Raw genomic sequence first — 22,246 nt, forward strand, 5'->3', positions numbered from 1 at the left:
CTATGAATCAGCTCACTCCACCCGATCTCGTCGCAAGGAACAAGCCTGCGCGATACGGGAGTTGAGTAAGGAGCCTGTGCATCCTGCTGCACCGGCTCCCGCTCCCGGAGTACCCTTCCTTGATCGTTGGTGGGGGAGCGGAAGGCGGTACACGGGTGAGCTCGGGAGGGTTCGAGCTGCCCCCAGGTGACGCAGGTCACGAGGGGGAATCGACCGATGCCCCGCCGGGGGCGGTCTCCCTCGCGCAGCCCATGGAGATCGGCGTGGAGCTGGACTGGGGAGCGGACGCCTGGAACGAGGTCCGCACCCGGGCGCAGCGCGCCGGGCGGGCCTACATCTGGCTGAATCTGGTGGAACAACGGCTGCGCGCCGTGGTCTCCGCCGTGATCCGGCCGATCTACGAGCCGGTCCACGGCGAGGACTGGGTGGTTGCCGCCGCCGGACCCGCCGGGCAGGAATGGGTGCAGCGCGCCGTCGCCGTCCGGGAGGTCTCGCGCCGTAAGGGCTATCTGCTCGACCCGGCCGACGACAACGTCCTCAGCTTCCTCACGCTGCCGCAGCTGCGCGAGCTGATGGTCCAGCACTGGCCGTGCTTCGAGCCGTACTTCGACGACCGCCGCGAGGTGGAGCTCGCGCTGGACGAGCTGGAGGTGGCGCGCAACGTCGTCTCCCGCAACCGCGCGCTCAACGAGGCGGTCCTGGCACAGGCGGAGCGTGCCTCGGCGCGGCTCCTGGAGATCCTCGGCAGCGGGGCGGCGGTCCCGTCCGCCGACCGGCTGCCCGTGGACGCGGTGGAGGAGCTGGTCGGCGACCGGTACGCGGACGTGGTCTCCGTCCACCCCGACCGGGTGAGGCTGCAGCGCCAGCTGCCCGCCGAGGACCTGTTCGGCGGTGCGCGCCGGCTGGACGCGATCGGCATAGGGCTCAATCTCCTCACACAGAACTTCTCGGGGCGCAGGCTGGTCCGGCTCGCCGAGTCGGGCTGCCGGGTGCGGCTGCTGTTCATCAACCCGGCGAGCAGCGCGGTCAAGCGCAGGGAGCGGGAACTGGGCCTCAAGAAGGGCGAGCTGAGCCGTTCCGTGGAGATGAACATCCTCCACATGCGCCGCGTCCGCTCCAAGCTCCGTGACCCCGGCGCCTTCCAGATCCACGTCTTCGACGAGACACCGCGCTTCACGGCCTACCTGGTGGACGGCGACGGTCCGGACGCGGTCGGGGTCGTCCAGCCCTACCTGCGGCGGGCCCGCGGCATGGAGGCACCCGTGCTGGTGCTGCGGGGCGGCGGGCGCGCGGTGGTCCGGGCGGGGCAGGACAGCGAGCACGGCCTCTTCGAGACGTACCGCGAGGAGTTCGAGTCGGTGTGGACGGACTCCCGGCCGGTCTCCTGACCCTGCCTCCCGACGCTCTCCACCGGGTTGTCAGTGGCCCGTGCGAAGGTGGTCGTCACATGGGGGAGAGCACCACAGGAGGAGGTATGCCGATGAGCCGGTACGGGGAACACCCGGTGGGGTTCGTCCGGGAGGCCACAGGCGGCGAGCCGTCGGCCGGAGGGGTCCGGGAGGCTGCGGGCACCCGCCCGCCGGCCGCGGCCCACGCCGGGACGGAGACGCTGCGATGACCTGGATCAGCGGGCCGCTCGCGGCCTTCGACCTGGAGACCACGGGCACCGACATCGAGACCGACCGCATCGTCACGGCGGCCGTGGTCCGGCTGGACCCGGACGGGTCGGTCGCGCGGGAGCGGACCTGGCTGCTCGATCCCGGTGTGGTGATACCGGAACAGGCGTCGGCGATCCACGGCATCTCGACGGAACGCGCCCGCAGGCACGGCGCCTCGCCCGCCACCGCGATCGACGAGATCACCGCGGCCGTGGCCGAGGGGATGGTCTCCGGCACGCCCCTCGTGGTGATGAACGCCCGGTACGACCTGTCCCTGCTCGACCGCGAGTGCCGGCGGTACGGCATCGAGCCGCTCGGCGAGCGGCTCGGGGGCGCGCCCCTGCCGGTCATCGACCCGCTGGTGATGGACAAGCACGTCGACAAGTACCGCAAGGGCAGGCGGGCCCTGCACGCGCTGTGCGCCCACTACGGCGTGACGCTCGACGACGCGCACGACGCGCGGGCGGACGCCGTGGCGGCTGCCCGGGTGGTGCGGCGCATGGGCGAGAAGTACGAGACGTTCGGGGTGATGCCGCTGTCCGACCTGCACGACCTCCAGGTGCGCGCGGCGGCCGAGCAGTCCGTCTCCCTGCAGGCATATCTCCGGCGCACGGCCGACCCGGCCGCCGTCGTCGAGCCGGCCTGGCCCCTGGTCCCCCGGAGGCCGTGACCGGGCCGGTGCGTCAGCTCGGGGCCGGGGAAGCGGTGTCGTCGGCCTTGATGTCGAAGTTGATCTGGCTGCCGTCGACGGAGGTGACGGTGACCGTCACGCCCACGGTGCTGCCGTCGCCCGCGGTGAGCGTGCAGCGGGTGGTCGTGCCGACCTTCCCGGCGAGGTCCTCGGGGCACGTGACGTCCGGCACCGGCTGGCCCGTCGTGGCGGCGAGCTTCTTCCCGACGGTGGTGGCCAGCTTGTCCGCGGACAGTTCCGGGTCGGTGTTCCCGATCGAGACCGAACCCGAGCAGCCGGTGAGGAGCGCGCCGGCGGTCATCGCCGCGAGGCTCCAAGCCGCTGTGGACAGGCGGGATATGGGCATGGCTGTTTCCATTCGCTGGGGGTCGGGGACGAGTAGTCGGCAGCATACGTGCCGTGTGTCACCATCCGCCGGGGACGGCCGGGCGAGGCCCGTGCCCGGCGGAACGCCGTACCCCGCGCCCTCAGAAGGGGTACCAGCGGACCTCGGGGTCGTCCTCGCGCAGTGACGCCACGCGGCGGCGGAATTCCGCCAGTGCCTTCGGGTTGGCCGGGGCGTGCTGGGAGACCCAGGCGCAGCTCGCCGTCTCGCGGGCTCCGCGCAGCACGGCGCAGCCCTCCCACGCGCGCACGTCCCAGCCGTAGGCCGCGGTGAAGGCGTCGTACGCCCCGGCCGGCAGGCCGTAGCGGTCGCGGGAGAGGGCGAGGACCACCAGGTCGTGCTCGCGCAGATCGGCCGAGAAGGTCTCCAGGTCGACCAGTACGGGTCCGTCGGGGCCGACGTGGACGTTGCGGGGGAGGGCGTCGCCGTGGATGGGGCCGGGCGGAAGGTGCGGGGCCAGGGCTGCCGCGGCCTTCGCGAAGCCGTCGCGCCGGCCGCGCAGGTAGTCGGCGTCGGCCGGATCGATCGCGTCGCCCGCGAGCCGCAGCCAGCGCTCGACACCGCCGAGCAGCTCGCGGCGCGGCAGTGTGAAGCCCTCCGGGGCGGGCAGGGCGTGCACCTGGGTGAGGAGCGGGGCCAGATCGCGCGGCTCGGTCGGGCGCACGGCCTCGGGAAGCCGGTGCCACAGGGTCACCGGATGCCCCTCGGCCAGCCGGGCCCGGGGCTCGGCGGCCCGTACGGCGGGCACACCGGAGGCGGCGAGCCACTCGGCGACGGCCACCTCGCGCTCCGCCCGCTCCCGGAGTTCCGGGTACGCCGTGGCATCCCGGCCGACCTTGACCACCAGGCCGCCGACGGCGAACACCGCGTTCTCGCCCAGAGCGAGCAGCTCCGCGCCGCCGGGCAGCCCGGCGGCGGTCAGTACCTCACGCGCACGCTTGTCGTCCATGGCCCCGATTTTCTCATCCGGGCAGGCCGTCTTGACGAACGGATCCCCCGTCAGCACGATGACGGGGACCGCTCGGGCGGCCGTACGGGTGTGAAACCGATCCAATGATGCAGGGGGTCGAATTCATGACATCGGCGACCGTAAGGGCGCGGTCCGGGCACAAGGCTCCACCACATCGCGGCGAACGGCGCGGACGGGACGGCGCCGCCTGGTTCCTGGTCCTCCCCGCGCTCATACCGATCCTGATCCTGAGCGTCGGCCCCCTGCTCTACGGCATCGCACTGGCCTTCACCGACGCGCAGTCGGGCCGCACCCGCTCCACCCAGTTCGTCGGCGCACTCAACTTCCAGGACCTGCTGCACGACACCCTGTTCTGGGACTCCTTCCGGATCGGCCTGCTGTGGGCGGTCGGTGTCACGGTCCCGCAGTTCGTGCTGGCGCTCGGCCTCGCCCTCCTGCTCGACGCGAACCTGCGGATGCGCTGGGCGGCGCGGGCCCTGGCGATCATCCCCTGGGCCATGCCCGAGGTCGTCGTCGGCATCATGTGGCGCCTGGTCTACAACCCCGACGCGGGCATCCTCAACGAGACGATCCGCGACCTCGGACTCGGTGACGGGCGGGACTGGCTGACCGGCCTCGCCACCGCCCTGCCCGCCGTGATCGTCGTGGGCATCTGGGCCGGCATGCCGCAGACCACCGTGGCGCTCCTCGCCGGACTGCAGAACACCCCGCAGGAACTCCACGAGGCGGCGGCCCTCGACGGCGCCGGGGCCTGGCGCCGCTTCCGTACCGTCACCTGGCCCGCCATCAGACCCGTGGCACTGGCCATCAGCGCGCTCAACTTCATCTGGAACTTCAACTCCTTCGCCCTGGTCTACGTCCTGACCGGCGGAGGGCCGGGCGGCCGCACCAGACTGCCCATGCTCTTCGCCTACGAAGAGGCGTTCCGCTACGGACAGTTCGGCTACGCCGCCGCGATGGGCTGTGTGATGGTCGCGGTGATCTCCGTGATCCTCGCCTTCTACCTGGTCGGCCGGCTCAGGGGAGGCGACGACGCATGAGTCCGCGTACCGGAGGATCCGCGCGCGCGGGACAGTACGCCGCGCTGCTGTGCTACCTCGTCTTCCTGGCGTTCCCGTTCCTGTGGCTGATCTCCACCGCCTTCAAGCCCGCCCGCGAGCTGGGATCACTGCACCCCACCTGGATCCCCGACCAGCCGACCCTCGACAACTTCAGGCAGGCCTTCGACGAGCAGCCGCTGCTCAGGGCCGCCGCCAACTCACTCACCGCCGCACTGTGCGCGGCGGTGATAGCCGTCGTCATCGCCACCCCCATGGCCTATGTGACGGCCCGTCACCGCGGCAGGCTGTCCACGGCCACGACCGGCTGGGTCGTGGTCAGCCAGGCGTTCCCCTTCGTCCTGGTGATCATCCCGCTCTTCCTGGTCCTCAAGAACCTCCACCTGATCAACTCCCTGTGGGGGCTGGTCATGGTCTACGTGGTGTGGTCGCTGCCGTTCGCCCTGTGGATGCTCGCCGGATACGTGCGGGCCGTGCCGCCGGAGCTGGAGGAGGCGGCGGCGGTCGACGGGGCCGGGAAGGTGCGGATCCTCGTCTCGGTCACCGCACCTCTGCTCGCCCCCGGGATCGTCGCCACCGCACTCTTCGCGTTCATCACCGCATGGAACGAGTTCTTCTTCGCACTCGTCCTGCTCAAGACACCGGAGAAGCAGACCTTGCCGGTCGTACTCACCCACTTCCTCGGCGCGGAGGGCGTGGCCGACCTCGGACCGCTCGCCGCCGCCGCGTTCCTCGCCACGCTTCCCTCGCTCGTCCTCTTCGCGGTCATCCAGAAACGCATCACGGGCGGTCTCACCGCCGGGGCGGTGAAGCACTGATGCGCCGGCCCGCGTTCCGCGCCGCCGTCACCGCCGCCACCGTGCTGGCCCTGCTGCTCACCGGCTGCTCGGGCGGCGGGGAGGACGGCAGGGACGCCGACGGCACCATCCGGCTCAGCTTCCAGTCGCTGGCCTGGCAGAAGGAGTCCGTCGACGCCAACAAGCAGCTGGTGAAGGAGTGGAACGCCACCCACCCCGGCATCCAGGTGGACTACGTCCAGGGCAGCTGGGACAACGTCCACGACCAGCTGCTCACCTCCTTCGAAGGCGGCGAGGCCCCCGACGTCATCCACGACGCCTCCGACGACCTCGCGGACTTCGCGTACGGCGGCTACCTCGCGGACCTGCGCACCCTCCTGCCGGACCGGCTCACGCAGGACATCCCGCAGCAGTCCTGGCGGACCACCACCTTCGGCGACGGGATCTACGGTGTTCCGTTCCTCCAGGAACCCCGGGTGCTGATCGCCAACACCGAGATCATCGAGGAGTCCGGCGTGCGCGTGCCGACCCCCGAGGAGCCGTGGACCTGGCGGGAATTCCGCCGTGTGACCGAGGAACTGACGGGTGAGGGGAGATCCGGAGTGGCCTGGCCGCTCAAGGAACCGGTCTCGGTCACCCTCAACCTGGGCCTCTCCGCCGGCGGCCGGCTCTTCCACCGCGACGCCGACGGCAAGGTGACCATCCGCTTCGACGAGGGCGACGGGGTCATGCCCGGCACCGTCCGCGACCAGGTCAACTCCGACCGAAGCGCTGCCCGCACCGCCCTGGGCATGAGCGGATCGGACACCCTGCCCGGCTTCTTCGGCGGCAGGTACGCGATGGTCCCGCTCGGCTTCTCCTACCGCCAGCAGGTCGTGGAACAGGCCCCCGAGGGCTTCGGATGGACAGTCCTGCCCGCACCGGCCGGCAGCGACGGACTCGCCCAGGGGGTGAGCCCGCAGACCCTCTCGGTCGCCGAGGACAGCCCGCACAAGGAGGAGGCGGTGCGGTTCATCGACTTCCTGCTGCGTCCGGCGAACATGGTGCGCCTGGCCCGCGGCGACTGGATGCTGCCGACCGGCACGGCGGCGCTGGCCGACCCGGCGCTGCACACCGCGGAGAACGGCTGGGCGACCGGCACCGCGCTCGCCCGCGACCTGCGTCCCGCGCCGGCGCAGTCGGTCCGCGGATATCCCGAATGGAAGGACAAGGTCGCCACGCCCGCGCTCCAGGAGTACTACAGCGGGGCGATCGGCACCGAGGAGCTGAGAAAACGCCTGGTGGACGACGGGAACCGGGTGCTGGCCCGCTACCAGCGCTGAGCAGGCAGGCCAAATAGATTGCACGAGACGTCTCGTCTCGCTTACGGTGGCGGGATGACAGCCACCCCGCGCGCCCATGTCGCCATGTTCTCCATCGCCGCCCACGGGCACGTGAACCCGAGCCTCGAAGTGATCCGGGAGCTCGTCGCCCGTGGACACCGCGTCAGTTACGCGATCCCGGCCTCCTTCGCCGAGAGGGTCGCCGCCGCCGGTGCCGAGCCGGTGATCTACACCTCCGTGCTGCCCACCGAGGACAACCCGGAGGACTGGGGAACCGAACTCATCGACAACATCGAGCCGTTCCTCGCCGACGCGATCCAGGCCCTGCCCCGGCTCGCGAAAGCCTTCGAGGGTGACGAGCCCGACCTCGTCCTGCACGACATCACCTCCTACCCTGCCCGCGTGCTCGCGCACCGCTGGGGCGTCCCCGCCGTCTCGCTGTGGCCCAACCTCGTCCCGTGGGAGGGGTACGAGGAGGAGGTCGGCGAGCCGGCCACCGCCGAGCTCAAGCAGACCGAGCGGGGCCGGGCGTACTACGCCCGCTTCGAGGAATGGCTCACGGACAACGGCCTGGGCGACGTGCCCCCGGACGACTTCGTCGCCCGCCCGCGCAGGGCCCTCGTCCTGATCCCCGAGGCACTCCAGCCGAACGCCGACCGGGTGGACAGGAGCGTCTACACCTTCGTCGGCGCCTGCCAGGGCGAGCGCGCCGACCAGGGGGAGTGGAAGCGCCCGGCGGACGCCGGGAAGGTGCTCCTGGTCTCGCTCGGATCGTCGTTCACCAACGAACCCGGCTTCTACCGCGAGTGCGTCGGGGCGTTCGGTGACCTGCCCGGCTGGCACATGGTGCTCCAGATCGGCGCTCACGTCGACCCGTCCGAGCTCGGGGACGTACCGGCCAATGTCGAGGTGCACTCCTGGGTGCCCCAGCTGTCCGTGCTGAAGCAGGCGGACGCCTTCATCACCCACGCGGGCGCGGGCGGCAGTCAGGAAGGGCTCGCCACCGGCACCCCGATGGTCGCCGTTCCGCAGGCCGTGGACCAGTTCGGCAACGCGGACACGCTCCAGGCGCTCGGTGTGGCCAGGCACCTGCCGAAGGAGGAGGCCGACGCGGCGTCCCTGCGTGCCGCGGTCCTCGCCCTGGTGGACGACCCGGAGGTCGCCGCCCGGCTGGAGCGGCTGCGGGAGCGGATGGCGGGAGAGGGCGGCACGCAGCGCGCGGCCGACCTCGTCGAGGCCGAACTGCCGGCCTGAGGACCGCACGGCCGGCGGCGCCGCGGGTCCGGCCGGCCGGCCCGGTCGCCGCCCCATCGGTACAAGCCCCTTACATGTACCGCACGTTGCGAGGGCCTGTCCGACTTGATCGGGAGTGGTTCGGTTTCTTATGGAGGGAACCTGGTGACTGCGTGACGGGTACATGAAGGTCTTGATCTGGGCGCGTCAATCGAGCAGGGTTTCGAGTCAACCCCCGGAGAATTTCCGGCCGGGAGTCAATCCCCCCACAAAGAATGACGAGGAGATCCCTCTTCATGGCAATTCACAAGCGCGCACGCCGGATCAAGCTGACCGCCGCGATAACCGCAGTGGCGGCCGCGGCCGGTGTCACCCTGCTCAACACCTCGCTCGCCGGAGCCGCCCCGGCTCCCGCCATGGGCACCGTCTACGGCGCCGACGCGGCCACGGCCGTCTCCGGCAGCTACATCGTGATGCTGGACGGTAAGACGGACAAGGCCGAACTGGCCAAGGAGTACGGCGGCAAGCTCAAGCGGAACTACAGCTCCGCCATCAACGGCTTCTCCGCCAGCGGGCTTTCGGAGACCGAGGCCAAGCGGCTCGCGGCCGACCCGGCCGTCTCCAAGGTCGTCCAGAACAAGAAGTTCCACATCAGCGCCACCCAGGAGAACCCGCCGTCCTGGGGTCTGGACCGGATCGACCAGACCGAGACCGCGGGTGACAGTGCGTACACCTACCCGGACGCGGCGGGCGACGGTGTCACCGCGTACGTGATCGACACCGGTGTCCGCGTCACCCACACCGACTTCGAGGGCCGGGCCACCTCGGGCTTCGACGCCGTGGACAACGACGACGACGCAGACGACGGCAACGGACACGGCACCCACGTGGCCGGGACCATCGCCGGTGCGGCCCACGGTGTCGCCAAGCAGGCGAAGATCGTGGCCGTCCGTGTCCTGGACGACTCGGGCTCGGGCACCACCGAGCAGGTCGTCGCGGGCATCGACTGGGTCACCGCCAACCACGAGGGCCCGTCCGTCGCCAACATGAGCCTGGGCGGGGGCGCCGACCCGGCCCTCGACGCCGCGGTCGAGAAGGCGATCGCCTCCGGTGTCACCTTCGCGGTGGCCGCGGGCAACGAGTCGAGCGACGCCGGCGAGGGCTCGCCCTCCCGCGTCCCCGACGCCATCACGGTCGCCTCGTCCACGGAGGACGACGAGCAGTCGTCGTTCTCCAACTACGGCTCGGTCGTGGACATCTACGCCCCGGGCTCGGACATCACGTCGACCTGGAACGACAGCGACGACGGCACGAACACCATCTCCGGTACGTCCATGGCGACCCCGCACGTCGTCGGTGCCGCCGCCGTCTACCTCGGCGGGCACCCGGACGCCACGCCAAACGAGGTCGCCACGGCGCTCACGGACGGGGCCACCCCGGACGCGATCTCCAACGCGACCGAGGGCACGGCGAACAAGCTCCTCAAGATCGTCGAGTAGCAGGTGCGCAGGCCGCCGCGCCCTCCCCCACGGGGCGCGGCGGTCAGGACCGCGGGAAGACCGTCCTAGGGTGGGGGCATGAGTACGAGGTATGCGGCGCTGCTGCGCGGGATCAACGTCGGCGGCCACCGAAAAGTCCCCATGGCGGAACTCCGGACGCTGCTGGGTGAGCTGGGGTACGAAGGCGTCGCCACGTACCTGCAGAGCGGGAACGCCGTGTTCGGCAGCGCGTCGGGTGACGAGAACTCCCTGGCCGCCGAGCTGGAACGGGCCGTCGAGGACCGGTTCGGATTCCCCGTCGACTGTCTGGTCCGCACGGGAGGGTACCTCGCGGCACTGGCCGACGCGTGCCCGTTCCCGGCCGCCGAACTCGAGGGCAGGCAACTGCACGTCACCTTCTTCGACGGGCCCGTCGACGCCGGCCGCTTCGCGCCGGTCGACGCCGCCGCCTTCCGGCCCGAGGAATTCCGGCTCGGTGACCGTGCCCTCTATCTGTACGCCCCCGACGGACTCGGCCGCTCCAAACTGGCCGAGGCCCTCGCGCGGCCCGCCCTCAACCGCGGCCTCGTGGGGACCTCCCGTAACTGGAACACCGTGGCCGAACTTGTGGAGATGACGCGTGACTGAGCCCTCGCCCGCCGTGGCGGCAGCCATCGAGGCGGAGCTCCGGCTCCTCGACCCGGTGGTACGGGCCTCGGCGGACCTGCTGGCCACGATGCTCCACCCCGACTTCCGCGAGATCGGCACCAGTGGCCGGATCTGGGACCGGGACGCCATCATCGGCGCGCTCACCGCCGCCGACGCGCCGCGGCCGGGCCCGCTGACCGCGTTCCGGATGCGGGGGGAGCGGCTCGCCGCCGACCTGGTCCACCTCACCTTCGACACGGAGTCCAAGGGGCTGCGCTCCCACCGCAGTTCGCTCTGGCGGCTGACCGGGAGCGGCTGGCTGCTCTACTTCCACCAGGGGACGCCGTTCATCGACGACCCGTTCGCCGAGGTCTGAAAGACGTCGGCGAACGGGTGCACGCCTGGGCCCGTATACGGCCGGAGGCCCCTGTGCGGGGGCGCGTCGGGGCGTTGCACATGCCCCGGCGCGTGCGCAAGAGCGCGGACCCGGTCTGATCCGGGCCGATCCGGGCCCCCTAACAGGCCGGTTCTCGCCGGAAGGACGGATTCCGGCCATCCGGTGGGCCCGGGCAATTCAGCGGGAAGTCGGCGGAATGGGCGCGCTCCCACGGGGCCCGGTCCGGGCCGTGCGCGGCCGGTTCCCGGGCGGTGGCGGTGTGTGTGATAGCGACGCCCGGCGCTATGACCCGAGGTCCCGGCCGCCCTTCGCGGTTTGCTGCAATTCGCCGCCGGTGTTTGTTCGGTGAGCGGACACCGGTGTTCGGAGCTCACCCGGTCGCGTATCGGAGTCCACTGTCCGCTCTCCGCCGCGGTCCGGAAGCCGACCTTGCCACCGGATCAAGTGAAGTCAAGGATTCGGGGGTGCGGTTGGCAGGTCCACGACCAGAACCCACTGGTTGCGGACAGCCGTACGCCCCCGGCCCGCCTACCCAGCGGACCGTGATTCCCCCCATCGACGGAGGATCCTGTGACCTTCAAGCGCCTCGCCCCCCTCGGCTCCATCTCCAGACGTGCACGGCTCATCGCCGTGACCTCCGGTCTGGTCACCGCCGTCGCGCTTGCGGCCCCGACCGCGGTCGCCCAGGCCGTGCCGGACACCACGGTGACGAAGGCCGAACTCGCCGACGCCAGCTCCGCCGTGCGCGGCGCCGACATCGCCGGTACCGCCTGGTACACCGAGGCGAGCACCGGCAAGGTCGTCGTGACCGTCGACAGCACGGTCTCCGCCACCGAGATCGCCACCATCAAGAAGTCGGTCACCGACTCCGGTGCGAAGATCGACCTCAAGCACACCCCGGGCACCTTCAACAAGCTGATCGCCGGCGGCCAGGCCATCTACGCCAGCGGCGGCGGCCGCTGTTCCCTCGGCTTCAACGTCCGCAGCGGCAGCACGTACTACGTGCTGACCGCCGGTCACTGCACCGAGATCAGCAGCACCTGGTACACCAACTCGGGGCAGACCTCGTCCCTCGGTTCGCGTGCCGGAACCAGCTTCCCCACCAATGACTACGGGCTCATCCGGCACTCCAACTCCGCCAACGCGGACGGCCGGGTCTACCTCTACAACGGCAGCTACCAGGACATCACCTCGGCCGCCAACCCCTCGGTGGGCCAGGCCGTGAAGCGCAGCGGCTCCACCACCGGCGTGCACAGCGGGACCGTCACCGGTCTCAACGCGACGGTGAACTACGGCGGCGGCGACGTCGTCTACGGCATGATCCAGACCAACGTCTGCGCCGAGCCCGGCGACAGCGGCGGCTCGCTCTTCGCCGGCAGCACGGCGCTGGGCCTCACCTCGGGCGGCAGCGGCAACTGCTCCTCCGGCGGTACCACGTTCTTCCAGCCCGTCGTCGAGGCGCTGAACGCCTACGGCGTCAGCGTCTTCTAAACCCCGGACAGACCTCCGGACACTCCGGAGGCAGGGCACCACGCCACGACCCGGCTCACCCCCGACGGGCCGCGCTCCCCGAGCGCGGCCCGTTGCCGTGTACGCCTCACCCCCTTCCCCCGAGGGTTCCGGAATGGCCCGCCCGAGCAGCGGGTGATTGGACCAGAAGAGCAGGCGGGCGGATCCCTAGGCTCCTGCCATGAGCACCCACGAAGCCCCCGCGGCGAGCAGGACGGCCGTCGACTTCTACTTCGACCCCGCCTGCCCGTTCGCCTGGATCGCCTCCCGCTGGATGCTGGAGGTCGAGCGGCTGCGCGACATCGAGCTCCGCTTCCACGTCATGAGCCTGTTCCTGCACAACGAGGGCAACGAACTCCCCGCCTGGTACCGCGAGCTGGTCGACAAGTCGATCGGTCCGGTACGCGTCGCCGCCGCTGCGGCACAGGAGCACGGGCCCGGCATCCTCCGCGACTTCTACACCGCCCTGGGCACCCGCATCCACCAGCAGGGCGACGAGGACTACGACACCGTCACCGCCGAGTCCCTGGCCGAACTGGGACTGCCCGCGGACCTCGCCGCGGCCGCGCACTCGGAGACGTACGACGGCGCGGTGCGCCGCAGCCACGACCGGGGCAAGGACCCCGCGGCGGACTCCTACGTCGGCACGCCCACGATCCACGTCGACGGCACCGTGTGGTTCGGTCCGGTCCTCAACTCCTCCCCGCGCGGGGAGGAGGCGGCACTGCTCTTCGACAGTTTCCGCGTCCTGGCCGGCCACAGCGACTTCTTCGAGCTGAAGCGCACCCGCACGGGCCGGCTCGACACGGGCCGGCCGCCCGTCACGCGCTGAGCGACCGCAGCCCGGCCGCCGGGACGCGCGCCTCGTCGTACCGGTCCAGCAGCAGCCGGGCGAGGTACGGGGACGGGCCCAGGACGCCGGACAGCACATCGGCCTCCGCCGCGCCCTCGGCGATCCGGTCGGGCAGCCTCCCGGGCGCGATGACGTACGGGGCCACCGCCACCCGCCGTACGCCGTCGGCCCGCAGGGCCCGCACCACATCGGCGGTGCGGGGAAGAGATGCGGAGGCGAACGCAGGCCGCACGGCGCACCAACCGGTGTGCCGCAGCTCCCGCGCGATTTCAGCGATCACTGCGATCGCCTCCGGGTCCGTGGAGCCCGCCGATGCCAGGACCAGCCCGGTCGAGCCCTTGTCGCCGGGGGTGACCCCGGCCTCGTACAGCCGCTGCTCCAGCGCCGCGTTCAACAGCGGCGACGGGCCCAGCACCTCGGCCTGCCGGACGGCCAGCCTCGGCAGCCGGGTCCGGGCCTCCCGCAGAACCGACGGGATGTCGGACTTGGCGTGGAAGGCCCGGGTCAGCAACAGGGGGAGCGCGACGACCTCACCCACCCCCTCCGCGGCCAGGCGTTCCAGCAGCCTGGGCACGGAAGGGGCGTTGAACTCCAGGAAGCCCGTTTCCACGCGCAGCCCGGGCCGCAGCGACCGCACCCGCGCGGTGAGCGCGTGCACGGTCGACGCGTGCCGCGGATCGCGGCTGCCGTGGGCGATGACGAGGAGGACGGGAGCGGACATGGCGACTCAGCTCTTGACCAGGAGACCGCGACCGCGCAGCACCCGCCGCTCCAGCGGACTGAAGATCAGCAGGTCGATCGCGATACCGACGAACAGGATGAGCAGGATCGCCAGGAAGATCCCCGGCATGTCGAAGTTGTTCCGGCCGTTCTCCAGCAACTGGCCGAGTCCCAGCCCCAGATCGGGCGAGGACGCGATGATCTCCGCGGCCATCAGCGAGCGCCAGGAGAACGCCCAGCCCTGCTTGAGACCCGCCAGATAACCCGGCAGAGCGGCAGGCAGGACGATGTGCCAGGTCCCGCGGAGCCCGGTCGCACCGAGCGTGCGGCCCGCCCGCAGGAACAGCGGCGGCACCTGGTCGACACCGGAGACCAGTCCGTTGGCCACGGACGGGACGGCGCCCAGCAGGATCACCGCGTACATCATCGAGTCGTTGAGCCCCAGCCAGATCACGGCCGGCGCCACCCAGGCCACCGACGGCAGGGACTGCAGCCCGGACAGGATCGGGCCGATCGCCGCGCGGACCAGCTTCACCCGCGCCACCAGCAGACCCAGCGGGGTGCCGATGGCGACGGCCATCAGGAAGCCGAGCAGACCACGCGACACACTGGTCCAGACGACCTCCAGCAGCGTCCCCTGCGCCCACATGTCGGCGACGCTGTTCCACACCGCGGAGGGCGGCGGCAGCTTGTAGTCCTCGGTGACCTTCGCCCAGACCAGCACCTGCCAGACCAGGACGACCAGGACCACCGCCACGATCGGCGGCAGGACCTTGTTCAGCAGGACCTCACGGGCCGGGGTCCGCCGCACCTGGACGGCGTCCAGCGCGTCCAGCCCGGCTTCCAGCCCGGCCAGATCGTCGGACTTGGTGTCAGTGCTGGCCATGACGGCGGATCTCCCCACGCAGTTGTTCTGTGATCTCGACGGACAGCTCCGCCACGGCGGTGTCCTCGATGCGGCGCGGCTGCTCGATGTCGACCTTCCACTCCCGGGCGATCCGGCCGGGCCGCGACGAGAGCAGGATGACGCGCTGCGCGAGCCGCACCGCCTCGCGCACGTTGTGGGTGACGAAGAGGACCGAGGCGTTCGTCTCGCGCCAGATCCGGGTCAGCTCGTCGTGCAGCACATCGCGGGTGATGGCGTCGAGCGCCGCGAACGGCTCGTCCATCAGCAGCAGCTGGCTGTCCTGGGCGAGCGCACGGGCCATCGCCACCCGCTGCCGCATGCCGCCCGAGAGCTCGTGCACCCGCTTCCCGTACGACCCGCCCAGGCGCACGAGTTCGAGCAGCCGCTCCGCCTCCGTACGGCGGTCCGACTTGGGTACCCCGCGCAGCCGCAGGGCCAGTTCGATGTTCTTGCCCGCGGTCAGCCACGGGAACAGGGCGTGCTCCTGGAACATCAGGGCCGGCCGCCCGCCGGGGGTCTCGATGGACCCCGCGGTCGGGCGGTCGAGTCCGGCCACCAGGTTGAGCAGCGTCGACTTACCGCACCCGGAAGCTCCCAGGAGGGTGACGAACTCGCCCGGAGCGACATCGAGCGTGATGTCGTCCAGGACGAGCTGCTGCCCCGTGGGTCCGGCGAAGGACTTGGATACGTGTGTGATGCGAGCGGCGTGCTCGACCACGGTACGGTCCTCGGCCTTGGCGAGCGTGTTGGTCGCCATGGTCGTCACCTCCTGGGAATCCTGGGAATCCGATTACGGACCGGGTGGGTTACTTGACGCCGAGAGAGGCGTCGGCGACCTCGGGCCGGCCCTCGGCCTTGAGGATCTTGTTCAGCGGCTTCAGGTCGTAGATGCCGTTGAGGTCGGGCTTCTCCAGGAGACCGGCCTTGACCGCGTGGTCCGCCTGCGACTGGAGCGTCGCGGCCAGCGGGTCATCGGTGATCTGGATGGACTCCCACGCCGGGTCGAGGACCTCGGCGGGCAGCTCCTTGCCGCTCAGCTCCTTGAGCGCGGCGTTGGCCGACGCCTTCGCCTCGTCAGGGTTGGCGTTGATCCACTTGTTGGTGTTCACCGTGCCGCGCAGGACCGCCTCGACGACGTCCGGGTGCTCGGAGAGGAACTTCTGCGACACGATGATGTTCGTGATCACGAACTTGTCGGCGGGCCACAGCGTCGACTCGTCGAGCAGGACCTTCCCGCCCTCGGCGACCAGCTTGGACGCGGTCGGCTCCGGGACCCAGGCGCCGTCCAGGGAACCCGACTTGTAGGCGTCCGGCGTCACCTTGTTGTCGGAGCGGACCACGGAGACGTCGCCCTTGCCGCTCTGGGCGTCGACCTTCCAGCCCTTCTCGGAGATCCAGTTGAGGAACGCCACGTCCTGGGTGTTGCCCAGCTGCGGGGTGGCGATCTTCTTGCCCTTGAGGTCGTCCAGAGTCTTGATCTTCTTCGGGTTGACGACCAGCTTCACTCCGCCGGACGCCGAACCGCTGATGATCCGCAGGTTCTTGCCCTGGGACTTGGTGAAGCCGTTGATCGAGGGGGAGGGGCCGATGAAGCCGATGTCGATCGATCCCGCGTTGAGCGCCTCGATCTCGGAGGGCCCGGCGTTGAACGTCGAGGGCTTGACCGTGGTTCCGCCCAGTTCCTTGGCGATGAGGCCTTCCTGGATACCGACCAGGGCGGTGGCGTGCGTGAGGTTCGGGAAGTAACCGATCTTCACGCTGTCCGCCGAGAGCTTCTTTCCGCCGGCGGAGACGTTCGACGTCTTGGCGTCGTCGTCCTTCGCCTCGGAGCCGTAGCCGCAGGCGGTGAGCGCCACGGCGAGCAACGGCAGAGCGGCGGCAGCGGCGATGCTGCGGCGAACGGTGGTACGGGGGGCAGACACGGGAGGCTTTCCTCTCGGTGGCCCGGTGCTCACGTCCCTCTGAAGCCAGGGGGCGCGGCCGGGTGGTCGGCAGGTCTTCGTCTCAACTGGTGGTGCGGTTGGTGCGAGCGGGCGCGCAGGCAGTGCGCGTACGTCATCACGCACATCGCCCGACCCCGCCCTGGCCGCTGCCGAGGGCGCCGCTGCCGACACGGCCGCCCTCTTTCGCGAAGGTCGAGAAGAAGTCGATACCCATCAGAAGTCCCACTCCGCGTCCTCTGCGGCCGTGCCGGCGGCCGTGGTGTCCTCGGCCGTGACGGCGGCGAACGAGGCGCCCGCCATGCCGGCCGTCAGGGTCGTCCCGTCGGCCGGGTCGATCAGCAGGAACGAACCGGTGCCCCGGGAGGCCGCGTAGGCGTCGAGCGCGAGCGGCTCGGCGGTACGGACCACGACGCGGCCGATGTCGTTGGCGACGAGCTGCCCCGGCGCGGGGTGCTGGGACAGGTCGTCCAGCGTGAGCCGCGAGGGGATGTCCTTGACGATCGCCTTGACCGTGCGGGTGGTGTGCTTGAGCAGCACCCGCTGGCCCACGGTGAGCGGCCGGTCGGCGACGTGGCAGACGGTCGCCTCGACGTCCCGGGTGGTGTCCGGGGCGTCGGCGGCGGGCGCGATCAGGTCACCGCGCGAGATGTCCAGGTCGTCGGCGAGTCGCAGCGTCACGGACTGCGGTGCCCAGGCGATGCCGACGCTCTCACCCAGCGAGTCGATCCCGGCGATCGTCGACGTACGGCCCGAGGGCAGCACCGTGACGTTCTCGCCGACCCGCAGCACGCCGGAGGCGATCTGCCCGGCGTAACCCCGGTAGTCGGGGTGCTCGGTGGTCTGCGGGCGGATCACGTACTGGATGGGGAAGCGCGCCGGGCACTCGGTCAGGTCGTGGCTGACCGGCACGGACTCCAGGTGCTCCAGCACCGTCGGGCCGCCGTACCAGTCCATGTGCTCGGACGGCTCCACGACGTTGTCGCCGACCAGCGCCGAGATGGGGATCGCGGTGATCTCGGGGACGCCCAGAGAGGCGGCGTACGCGGTGAACTCCTCGGCGATCCTGGCGAAGACGGGCTCCGCGTACTCCACGAGGTCCATCTTGTTCACGGCGAGCACGACGTGCGGGACGCGCAGGAGCGCGGCCACGGCGGCGTGCCTGCGGGTCTGCTCGACGACGCCGTTGCGGGCGTCGACCAGGACGACGGCGAGCTCGGCGGTGGAGGCGCCGGTGACCATGTTCCGGGTGTACTGCACATGGCCCGGGGTGTCGGCCAGGATGAACCGGCGGCGGGGCGTGGCGAAGTAGCGGTAGGCCACGTCGATGGTGATGCCCTGCTCGCGCTCGGCCCGCAGCCCGTCGGTCAGCAGCGCCAGGTCCGGCGCCTCCTGGCCACGGTTGGCGGAGGCCAGCGCGACGGCTTCCAGCTGGTCGGTGAGGACCGACTTGGAGTCGTGCAGGAGACGCCCGACGAGGGTGGACTTGCCGTCGTCGACCGACCCGGCCGTGGCGAACCGCAGCAGGGTGGTGGTGGACAGCTGCTCGACAGTGGTGGTCATCTTAGAAGTACCCCTCGCGCTTGCGGTCTTCCATCGCGGCCTCGGACATCTTGTCGTCGGCCCGGGTGGCGCCCCGCTCGGTGAGCCGGGAGGCGGCGATCTCGGTGATCACGTCGTCCAGCGTGGTGGCGTCGGAGTCGACGGCACCGGTGCAGGACATGTCACCGACCGTGCGGTAGCGGACCTGGCGGGTCTCGACCTTCTCGTGGTCCTTGGGGCCGCCCCATTCGCCCGCGGTGAGCCACATGCCGGAGCGGTTGAAGACCTCGCGCTCGTGGGCGAAGTAGATCTCCGGGAGCTTGATGCCCTCGCGCTCGATGTACTGCCAGACGTCCAGCTCGGTCCAGTTGGAGATCGGGAAGACGCGGACGTGTTCGCCCGGGGCGTGCCGGCCGTTGTAGAGCTGCCACAGCTCGGGGCGCTGGCGGCGGGGGTCCCACTGGGAGAACTCGTCGCGCAGCGAGAAGACGCGCTCCTTGGCCCGCGCCTTCTCCTCGTCGCGACGTCCGCCGCCGAACACGGCGTCGAAGCGGTGCTGCTGGATGGCCTCGGTGAGCGGGACCGTCTGCAGCGGGTTGCGGGTGCCGTCGGGGCGCTCGCGGAGCTTGCCCGCGTCGATGTACTCCTGGACGGAGGCGACGTGCAGGCGCAGCCCGTGCTCCTTCACCGTCCGGTCGCGGTATTCGAGGACCTCGGGGAAGTTGTGCCCGGTGTCGACGTGCAGCAGCGTGAAGGGTATCGGCGCCGGCGCGAACGCCTTCAGCGCCAGGTGCAGCATCAGGATCGAGTCCTTGCCGCCGGAGAAAAGGATCACCGGCCGTTCGAACTCTCCCGCGACCTCACGGAAGATGTGCACCGCCTCGGACTCCAGGGAGTCGAGGTGGCTGAGCGCGTACGGGTGGACGGTGCCTTCCGGCACGGTGGCGACGGTGCTCACGCCAGGCCCCTCTCGATGAGCAGCGCGTTGAGCGCCGCTGCGGACTCCTGCACGGTCTGCTGGTGCGATTCGATCCGCAGATCCGGCGACTCGGGTGCCTCGTAGGGGTCGTCGACCCCGGTGAGACCACTGATCTCGCCCGCCGCCTGCTTGGCGTACAGCCCCTTCACATCGCGTACGGAACACACCTCGACGGGAGTCGCGACATGCACCTCCAGATACGCGGTGCCCTCGGCCAGATGCCGCTTGCGCACCGCGTCACGGCTGTCGGCGTACGGCGCGATGACCGGCACGAGGACCTTCACGCCGTTGGCGGCCAGCAGCCCGGCGACGAAGCCGATCCGGGCCACGTTGGTGTGCCGGTCCTCGCGGGAGAAGCCGAGGCCCGCGGAGAGGAACTCCCGGATCTCGTCACCGTCCAGGACCTCGACGCGGTGGCCCTCGCCACGCAGCCGGCCCGCCAGTTCGTAGGCGATGGTGGTCTTGCCCGCGCTCGGCAGACCGGTGAGCCAGACGGTTGCTCCCGTCTCCGTCACGCTCATCGATATCTCCTGATCAGTCGTCATCAGCCGTGCAGTCCGCATTCGGTCTTCCCGCGCCCGGCCCAGCGTCCGGCCCGTGCGTCCTCGCCCTCCAGCACCCGACGGGTGCAGGGCGCGCAGCCGACGGAGGTGTAACCGTCCATCAGCAGCGGGTTGGTCAGTACGCCGTGTTCGGCGACGTACGCGTCCACGTCGTCCTGGGTCCAGCGGGCGATCGGGGAGACCTTGACCTTGCGGCGCGTCTCGTCCCAGCCGACCACCGGGGTGTTCGCCCGGGTCCGGGACTCGTCGCGGCGCAGGCCGGTCGCCCAGGCGCCGTACGCGGTCAGGCCCTCCTCCAGCGGCTTGACCTTGCGCAGCGCACAGCACAGGTCGGGGTCGCGGTCGTGCAGCTTCGGCCCGTGCTCGGCGTCCTGTTCGGCCACCGTCCGGCGCGGGGTCAGCGTGATGACGTTGACGTCCATCACCGCGTCCACCGCGTCCCGGGTGCCGATCGTCTCCTCGAAGTGGTAGCCGGTGTCGAGGAACACCACGTCCACCCCCGGGGCGACACGGGCGGCGAGGTGCGCGACGACCGCGTCCTCCATCGAGGAGGTGACACAGAACTTCGGGCCGAAGGTGTCGGTCGCCCACTTCAGGATGTCGAGCGCGGAGGCGTCCTCCAGCTCGTGCCCCGCCCGCTCGGCCAGCTCCCTCAGGGCCTCGTCGGTGAGCCCGTCCGCCTGCAGCGTGTCCGTCATGTCCCCTCGCCTTCCACGTCGTCGCGCCGGAGTCCGTGGGCCAGCAGGCCCAGGAACTTCAGCTGGAACGCGCGGTTGCAGGAAGCACATTCCCAGGCGCCGTGCCCGGCCTCGTGCGGGCGCAGGTCCTCGTCGCCGCAGTACGGGCAGTAGAACGGCGCGGCCCGCCCGCTCATGACAGGGACTCCGCGCTGGCGCGGGCCGCCCAGGTGGCGAAGCGCTCGTCGTCCTCGCGCTCCTCCTGGAACCGGCCGAGCACCCGCTCGACGTAGTCGGGGAGTTCGGCCGAGGTGACCTTCAGGCCGCGGACCTTGCGGCCGAAGCCGGCCTCCAGACCGAGCGCACCGCCGAGGTGCACCTGGTAGCCCTCGACCTGGTTGCCCTCGGCGTCCAGCATCAGCTGCCCCTTGAGACCGATGTCCGCGGTCTGGATGCGGGCGCAGGCGTTGGGGCAGCCGTTGATGTTGATGGTGAGCGGTTCCTCGAAGTCCGGCAGGCGGCGCTCCAGTTCGTCGATCAGCGCGGCTCCGCGCGCCTTCGTCTCGACGATCGCCAGCTTGCAGAACTCGATGCCGGTGCAGGCCATCGTGCCGCGTCGGAACGTGGACGGCTTCACCTGGAAGTCCAGGGCCTCCAGACCGGCGGACAGGGACTCGACCTGGTCCGGCTCCACGTCGAGGATGATCATCTTCTGCTCGACGGTGGTGCGTACCCGGCCCGAGCCGTGCGCCTCGGCCAGCTCCGCGATCTTGGCCAGGGTGGAGCCGTCCACCCGGCCGACGCGCGGTGCGAAGCCGACGTAGAAGCGGCCGTCCTGCTGCTCGTGGACGCCGATGTGGTCACGCCAGCGGGAGGAGGGCTCGGCGGGGGCGGGGCCGTCCAGCAGCGGGCGCTTGAGGTACTCGTCCTCCAGCACCTGGCGGAACTTGGCGGGACCCCAGTCGGCCATCAGGAACTTCAGACGGGCGCGGGTACGGAGCCTGCGGTAGCCGTAGTCGCGGAAGATGCCGACCACTCCGGCCCACACGTCGGGGACCTCGTCCAGCGGGACCCAGGTGCCCAGGCGTTCGGCCAGCCGCGGGTTCGTGGACAGACCGCCGCCGACCCAGACGTCGAAACCGGGGCCGTGCTCGGGGTGGTCGACGCCCACGAAGGCGATGTCGTTGATCTCGTGCACCACGTCCTGGACGGGGGAGCCCGAGATCGCCGTCTTGAACTTGCGCGGCAGGTTGGAGAACTCCGGGCTGCCGATGTACCGCTCGTGGATCTCGTCCACCGCCGGCGTGCCGTCGATGATCTCGTCCGCGGCGATGCCCGCCACGGGCGAACCGATGATCACACGCGGGCAGTCGCCGCACGCCTCGGTCGTGGAGAGCCCGACGGCCTCCAGCTTCTCCCAGATCGCCGGCACGTCCTCGATGCGGATCCAGTGCATCTGGACGTTCTGCCGGTCGGTGATGTCGGCGGTACCCCGCGCGTACTGCTCGGAGATCTCACCGATCACCCGCAGCTGCGCGGTCGTCAGCCTTCCGCCGTCGATCCGCACCCGCAGCATGAAGTACGAGTCCTCGAGCTCCTCGGGCTCCAGCACCGCGGTCTTGCCGCCGTCGATACCGGCCCGGCGCTGCGTGTAGAGGCCCCACCAGCGCATACGGCCGCGCAGGTCGTTCGGGTCGATGGAGTCGAAGCCGCGCTTGGAGTAGATCGTCTCGATGCGTGTCCGCACGTTGAGACTGTCGTCGTCCTTCTTGAACTGCTCGTTCCCGTTGAGAGGGGTGAAGTGACCCATGGCCCACTGACCTTCGCCACGGTGCCGGCCGGCCTTACGGCGGGGCGTGGCGGTAGCAGGCTGTTCAGGGTTGGCGGCCATGGCAAATACGTCCTTCGGGACTGCAGGA

The 22,246-nt window shown here is 70.7% G+C and carries 23 protein-coding genes; 11 read left to right on the forward strand and 12 right to left on the reverse strand.

The genetic code is table 11. From position 1 onward, the window contains the following. Nucleotides 1-155 precede the first annotated feature (155 nt). Both OG524_RS29710 and OG524_RS29715 read left to right on the forward strand, forming a co-directional pair. Nucleotides 156-1,388: an SAV2148 family HEPN domain-containing protein gene (locus tag OG524_RS29710; RefSeq protein ID WP_361889167.1), complete on the forward strand. Its 1,233-nt coding sequence runs from the start codon at nt 156-158 to the stop codon at nt 1,386-1,388. Between the two features lie 226 nt (nt 1,389-1,614). After that, nucleotides 1,615-2,328 (forward strand): 3'-5' exonuclease, encoded by a 714-nt coding sequence (locus OG524_RS29715; protein ID WP_405387637.1) that lies wholly within the window; start codon nt 1,615-1,617, stop codon nt 2,326-2,328. A gap of 13 nt (nt 2,329-2,341) precedes the next feature. On the opposite strand, the gene OG524_RS29720 is transcribed toward OG524_RS29715, so the two are convergent. Both OG524_RS29720 and OG524_RS29725 read right to left on the reverse strand, forming a co-directional pair. After that, on the reverse strand, nt 2,342-2,695 hold the full coding sequence (locus OG524_RS29720; protein WP_405387636.1) for a DUF4333 domain-containing protein: 354 nt from the start codon (nt 2,693-2,695) through the stop codon (nt 2,342-2,344). 121 nt (nt 2,696-2,816) lie between these two features. Next, nucleotides 2,817-3,683, reverse strand: a complete 867-nt coding sequence (locus OG524_RS29725) for a phosphotransferase enzyme family protein (RefSeq protein ID WP_405811997.1) — start codon at nt 3,681-3,683, stop codon at nt 2,817-2,819. Nucleotides 3,684-3,808: 125 nt separating this feature from the next. Between OG524_RS29725 and OG524_RS29730 the strand changes: the two genes are divergently transcribed. From OG524_RS29730 to OG524_RS29770, 9 genes are all read left to right on the forward strand, one after another. Continuing rightward, nucleotides 3,809-4,744, forward strand: coding sequence for a carbohydrate ABC transporter permease (locus OG524_RS29730; RefSeq protein ID WP_405387634.1), 936 nt, complete (start codon nt 3,809-3,811; stop codon nt 4,742-4,744). After that, on the forward strand, nt 4,741-5,580 hold the full coding sequence (locus OG524_RS29735) for a carbohydrate ABC transporter permease (RefSeq protein ID WP_405387633.1): 840 nt from the start codon (nt 4,741-4,743) through the stop codon (nt 5,578-5,580). Before OG524_RS29730 ends, OG524_RS29735 begins: the two co-directional genes overlap by 4 nt. Beyond that, entirely contained in the window at nt 5,580-6,881 is a 1,302-nt protein-coding gene (locus OG524_RS29740; RefSeq protein WP_405811998.1) for an ABC transporter substrate-binding protein, read from the forward strand. Before OG524_RS29735 ends, OG524_RS29740 begins: the two co-directional genes overlap by 1 nt. Before the next feature lie 54 nt (nt 6,882-6,935). Then, nucleotides 6,936-8,135 (forward strand): macrolide-inactivating glycosyltransferase, encoded by a 1,200-nt coding sequence (gene mgt / locus OG524_RS29745; RefSeq protein ID WP_405811999.1) that lies wholly within the window; start codon nt 6,936-6,938, stop codon nt 8,133-8,135. 275 nt (nt 8,136-8,410) lie between these two features. Continuing rightward, nucleotides 8,411-9,613, forward strand: a complete 1,203-nt coding sequence (locus tag OG524_RS29750; RefSeq protein ID WP_405812000.1) for a S8 family peptidase — start codon at nt 8,411-8,413, stop codon at nt 9,611-9,613. Between the two features lie 78 nt (nt 9,614-9,691). Continuing rightward, nucleotides 9,692-10,240 carry a DUF1697 domain-containing protein gene (locus OG524_RS29755; protein WP_405387629.1) on the forward strand — a complete coding sequence of 183 codons (549 nt, stop codon included), beginning with the start codon at nt 9,692-9,694 and terminating at the stop codon, nt 10,238-10,240. Continuing rightward, nucleotides 10,233-10,616 carry a DUF4440 domain-containing protein gene (locus OG524_RS29760; RefSeq protein ID WP_405387628.1) on the forward strand — a complete coding sequence of 128 codons (384 nt, stop codon included), beginning with the start codon at nt 10,233-10,235 and terminating at the stop codon, nt 10,614-10,616. Before OG524_RS29755 ends, OG524_RS29760 begins: the two co-directional genes overlap by 8 nt. Nucleotides 10,617-11,207: 591 nt before the next feature. Further along, nucleotides 11,208-12,128: a S1 family peptidase gene (locus OG524_RS29765; RefSeq protein ID WP_405387627.1), complete on the forward strand. Its 921-nt coding sequence runs from the start codon at nt 11,208-11,210 to the stop codon at nt 12,126-12,128. Between the two features lie 199 nt (nt 12,129-12,327). Further along, nucleotides 12,328-12,978 (forward strand): DsbA family protein, encoded by a 651-nt coding sequence (locus tag OG524_RS29770; RefSeq protein WP_405387626.1) that lies wholly within the window; start codon nt 12,328-12,330, stop codon nt 12,976-12,978. On the opposite strand, the gene OG524_RS29775 is transcribed toward OG524_RS29770, so the two are convergent. The 10 genes from OG524_RS29775 to OG524_RS29820 form a co-directional block, all read right to left on the reverse strand. Beyond that, the gene (locus tag OG524_RS29775) at nt 12,968-13,720 is read right to left on the reverse strand and encodes a sirohydrochlorin chelatase (RefSeq protein ID WP_405387625.1); all 753 of its coding nucleotides are present in this window, start codon (nt 13,718-13,720) and stop codon (nt 12,968-12,970) included. The genes OG524_RS29770 and OG524_RS29775 overlap by 11 nt on opposite strands. Nucleotides 13,721-13,726: 6 nt before the next feature. Continuing rightward, nucleotides 13,727-14,605 (reverse strand): ABC transporter permease, encoded by an 879-nt coding sequence (locus OG524_RS29780; RefSeq protein WP_405387624.1) that lies wholly within the window; start codon nt 14,603-14,605, stop codon nt 13,727-13,729. Next, nucleotides 14,592-15,383, reverse strand: a complete 792-nt coding sequence (locus tag OG524_RS29785) for an ABC transporter ATP-binding protein (protein WP_405387623.1) — start codon at nt 15,381-15,383, stop codon at nt 14,592-14,594. The genes OG524_RS29780 and OG524_RS29785 overlap by 14 nt, the downstream gene beginning before the upstream one ends. Nucleotides 15,384-15,432: 49 nt before the next feature. Next, nucleotides 15,433-16,548, reverse strand: coding sequence for an aliphatic sulfonate ABC transporter substrate-binding protein (locus OG524_RS29790; RefSeq protein WP_405387622.1), 1,116 nt, complete (start codon nt 16,546-16,548; stop codon nt 15,433-15,435). A 234-nt stretch (nt 16,549-16,782) separates the two neighbouring features. Continuing rightward, a complete protein-coding gene (locus OG524_RS29795; RefSeq protein WP_405387621.1) occupies nt 16,783-18,129 on the reverse strand; it encodes a sulfate adenylyltransferase subunit 1 in 1,347 nt (448 codons plus the stop codon). Nucleotide 18,130: 1 nt separating this feature from the next. Then, entirely contained in the window at nt 18,131-19,066 is a 936-nt protein-coding gene (cysD, locus tag OG524_RS29800) for a sulfate adenylyltransferase subunit CysD (RefSeq protein WP_405387620.1), read from the reverse strand. Beyond that, complete coding sequence (cysC, locus tag OG524_RS29805) at nt 19,063-19,632, reverse strand: adenylyl-sulfate kinase (RefSeq protein ID WP_384498067.1); 570 nt, start codon at nt 19,630-19,632, stop codon at nt 19,063-19,065. The genes cysD and cysC overlap by 4 nt, the downstream gene beginning before the upstream one ends. Beyond that, entirely contained in the window at nt 19,632-20,348 is a 717-nt protein-coding gene (locus tag OG524_RS29810; RefSeq protein WP_405812001.1) for a phosphoadenylyl-sulfate reductase, read from the reverse strand. The genes cysC and OG524_RS29810 overlap by 1 nt, the downstream gene beginning before the upstream one ends. After that, complete coding sequence (locus tag OG524_RS29815; RefSeq protein WP_405387618.1) at nt 20,345-20,524, reverse strand: hypothetical protein; 180 nt, start codon at nt 20,522-20,524, stop codon at nt 20,345-20,347. Before OG524_RS29815 ends, OG524_RS29810 begins: the two co-directional genes overlap by 4 nt. After that, complete coding sequence (locus OG524_RS29820) at nt 20,521-22,218, reverse strand: nitrite/sulfite reductase (RefSeq protein ID WP_405387617.1); 1,698 nt, start codon at nt 22,216-22,218, stop codon at nt 20,521-20,523. The genes OG524_RS29815 and OG524_RS29820 overlap by 4 nt, the downstream gene beginning before the upstream one ends. Nucleotides 22,219-22,246 lie beyond the last annotated feature (28 nt).

The organism is Streptomyces sp. NBC_01520, from assembly GCF_045040375.1.
Lineage (GTDB): Bacteria > Actinomycetota > Actinomycetes > Streptomycetales > Streptomycetaceae > Streptomyces.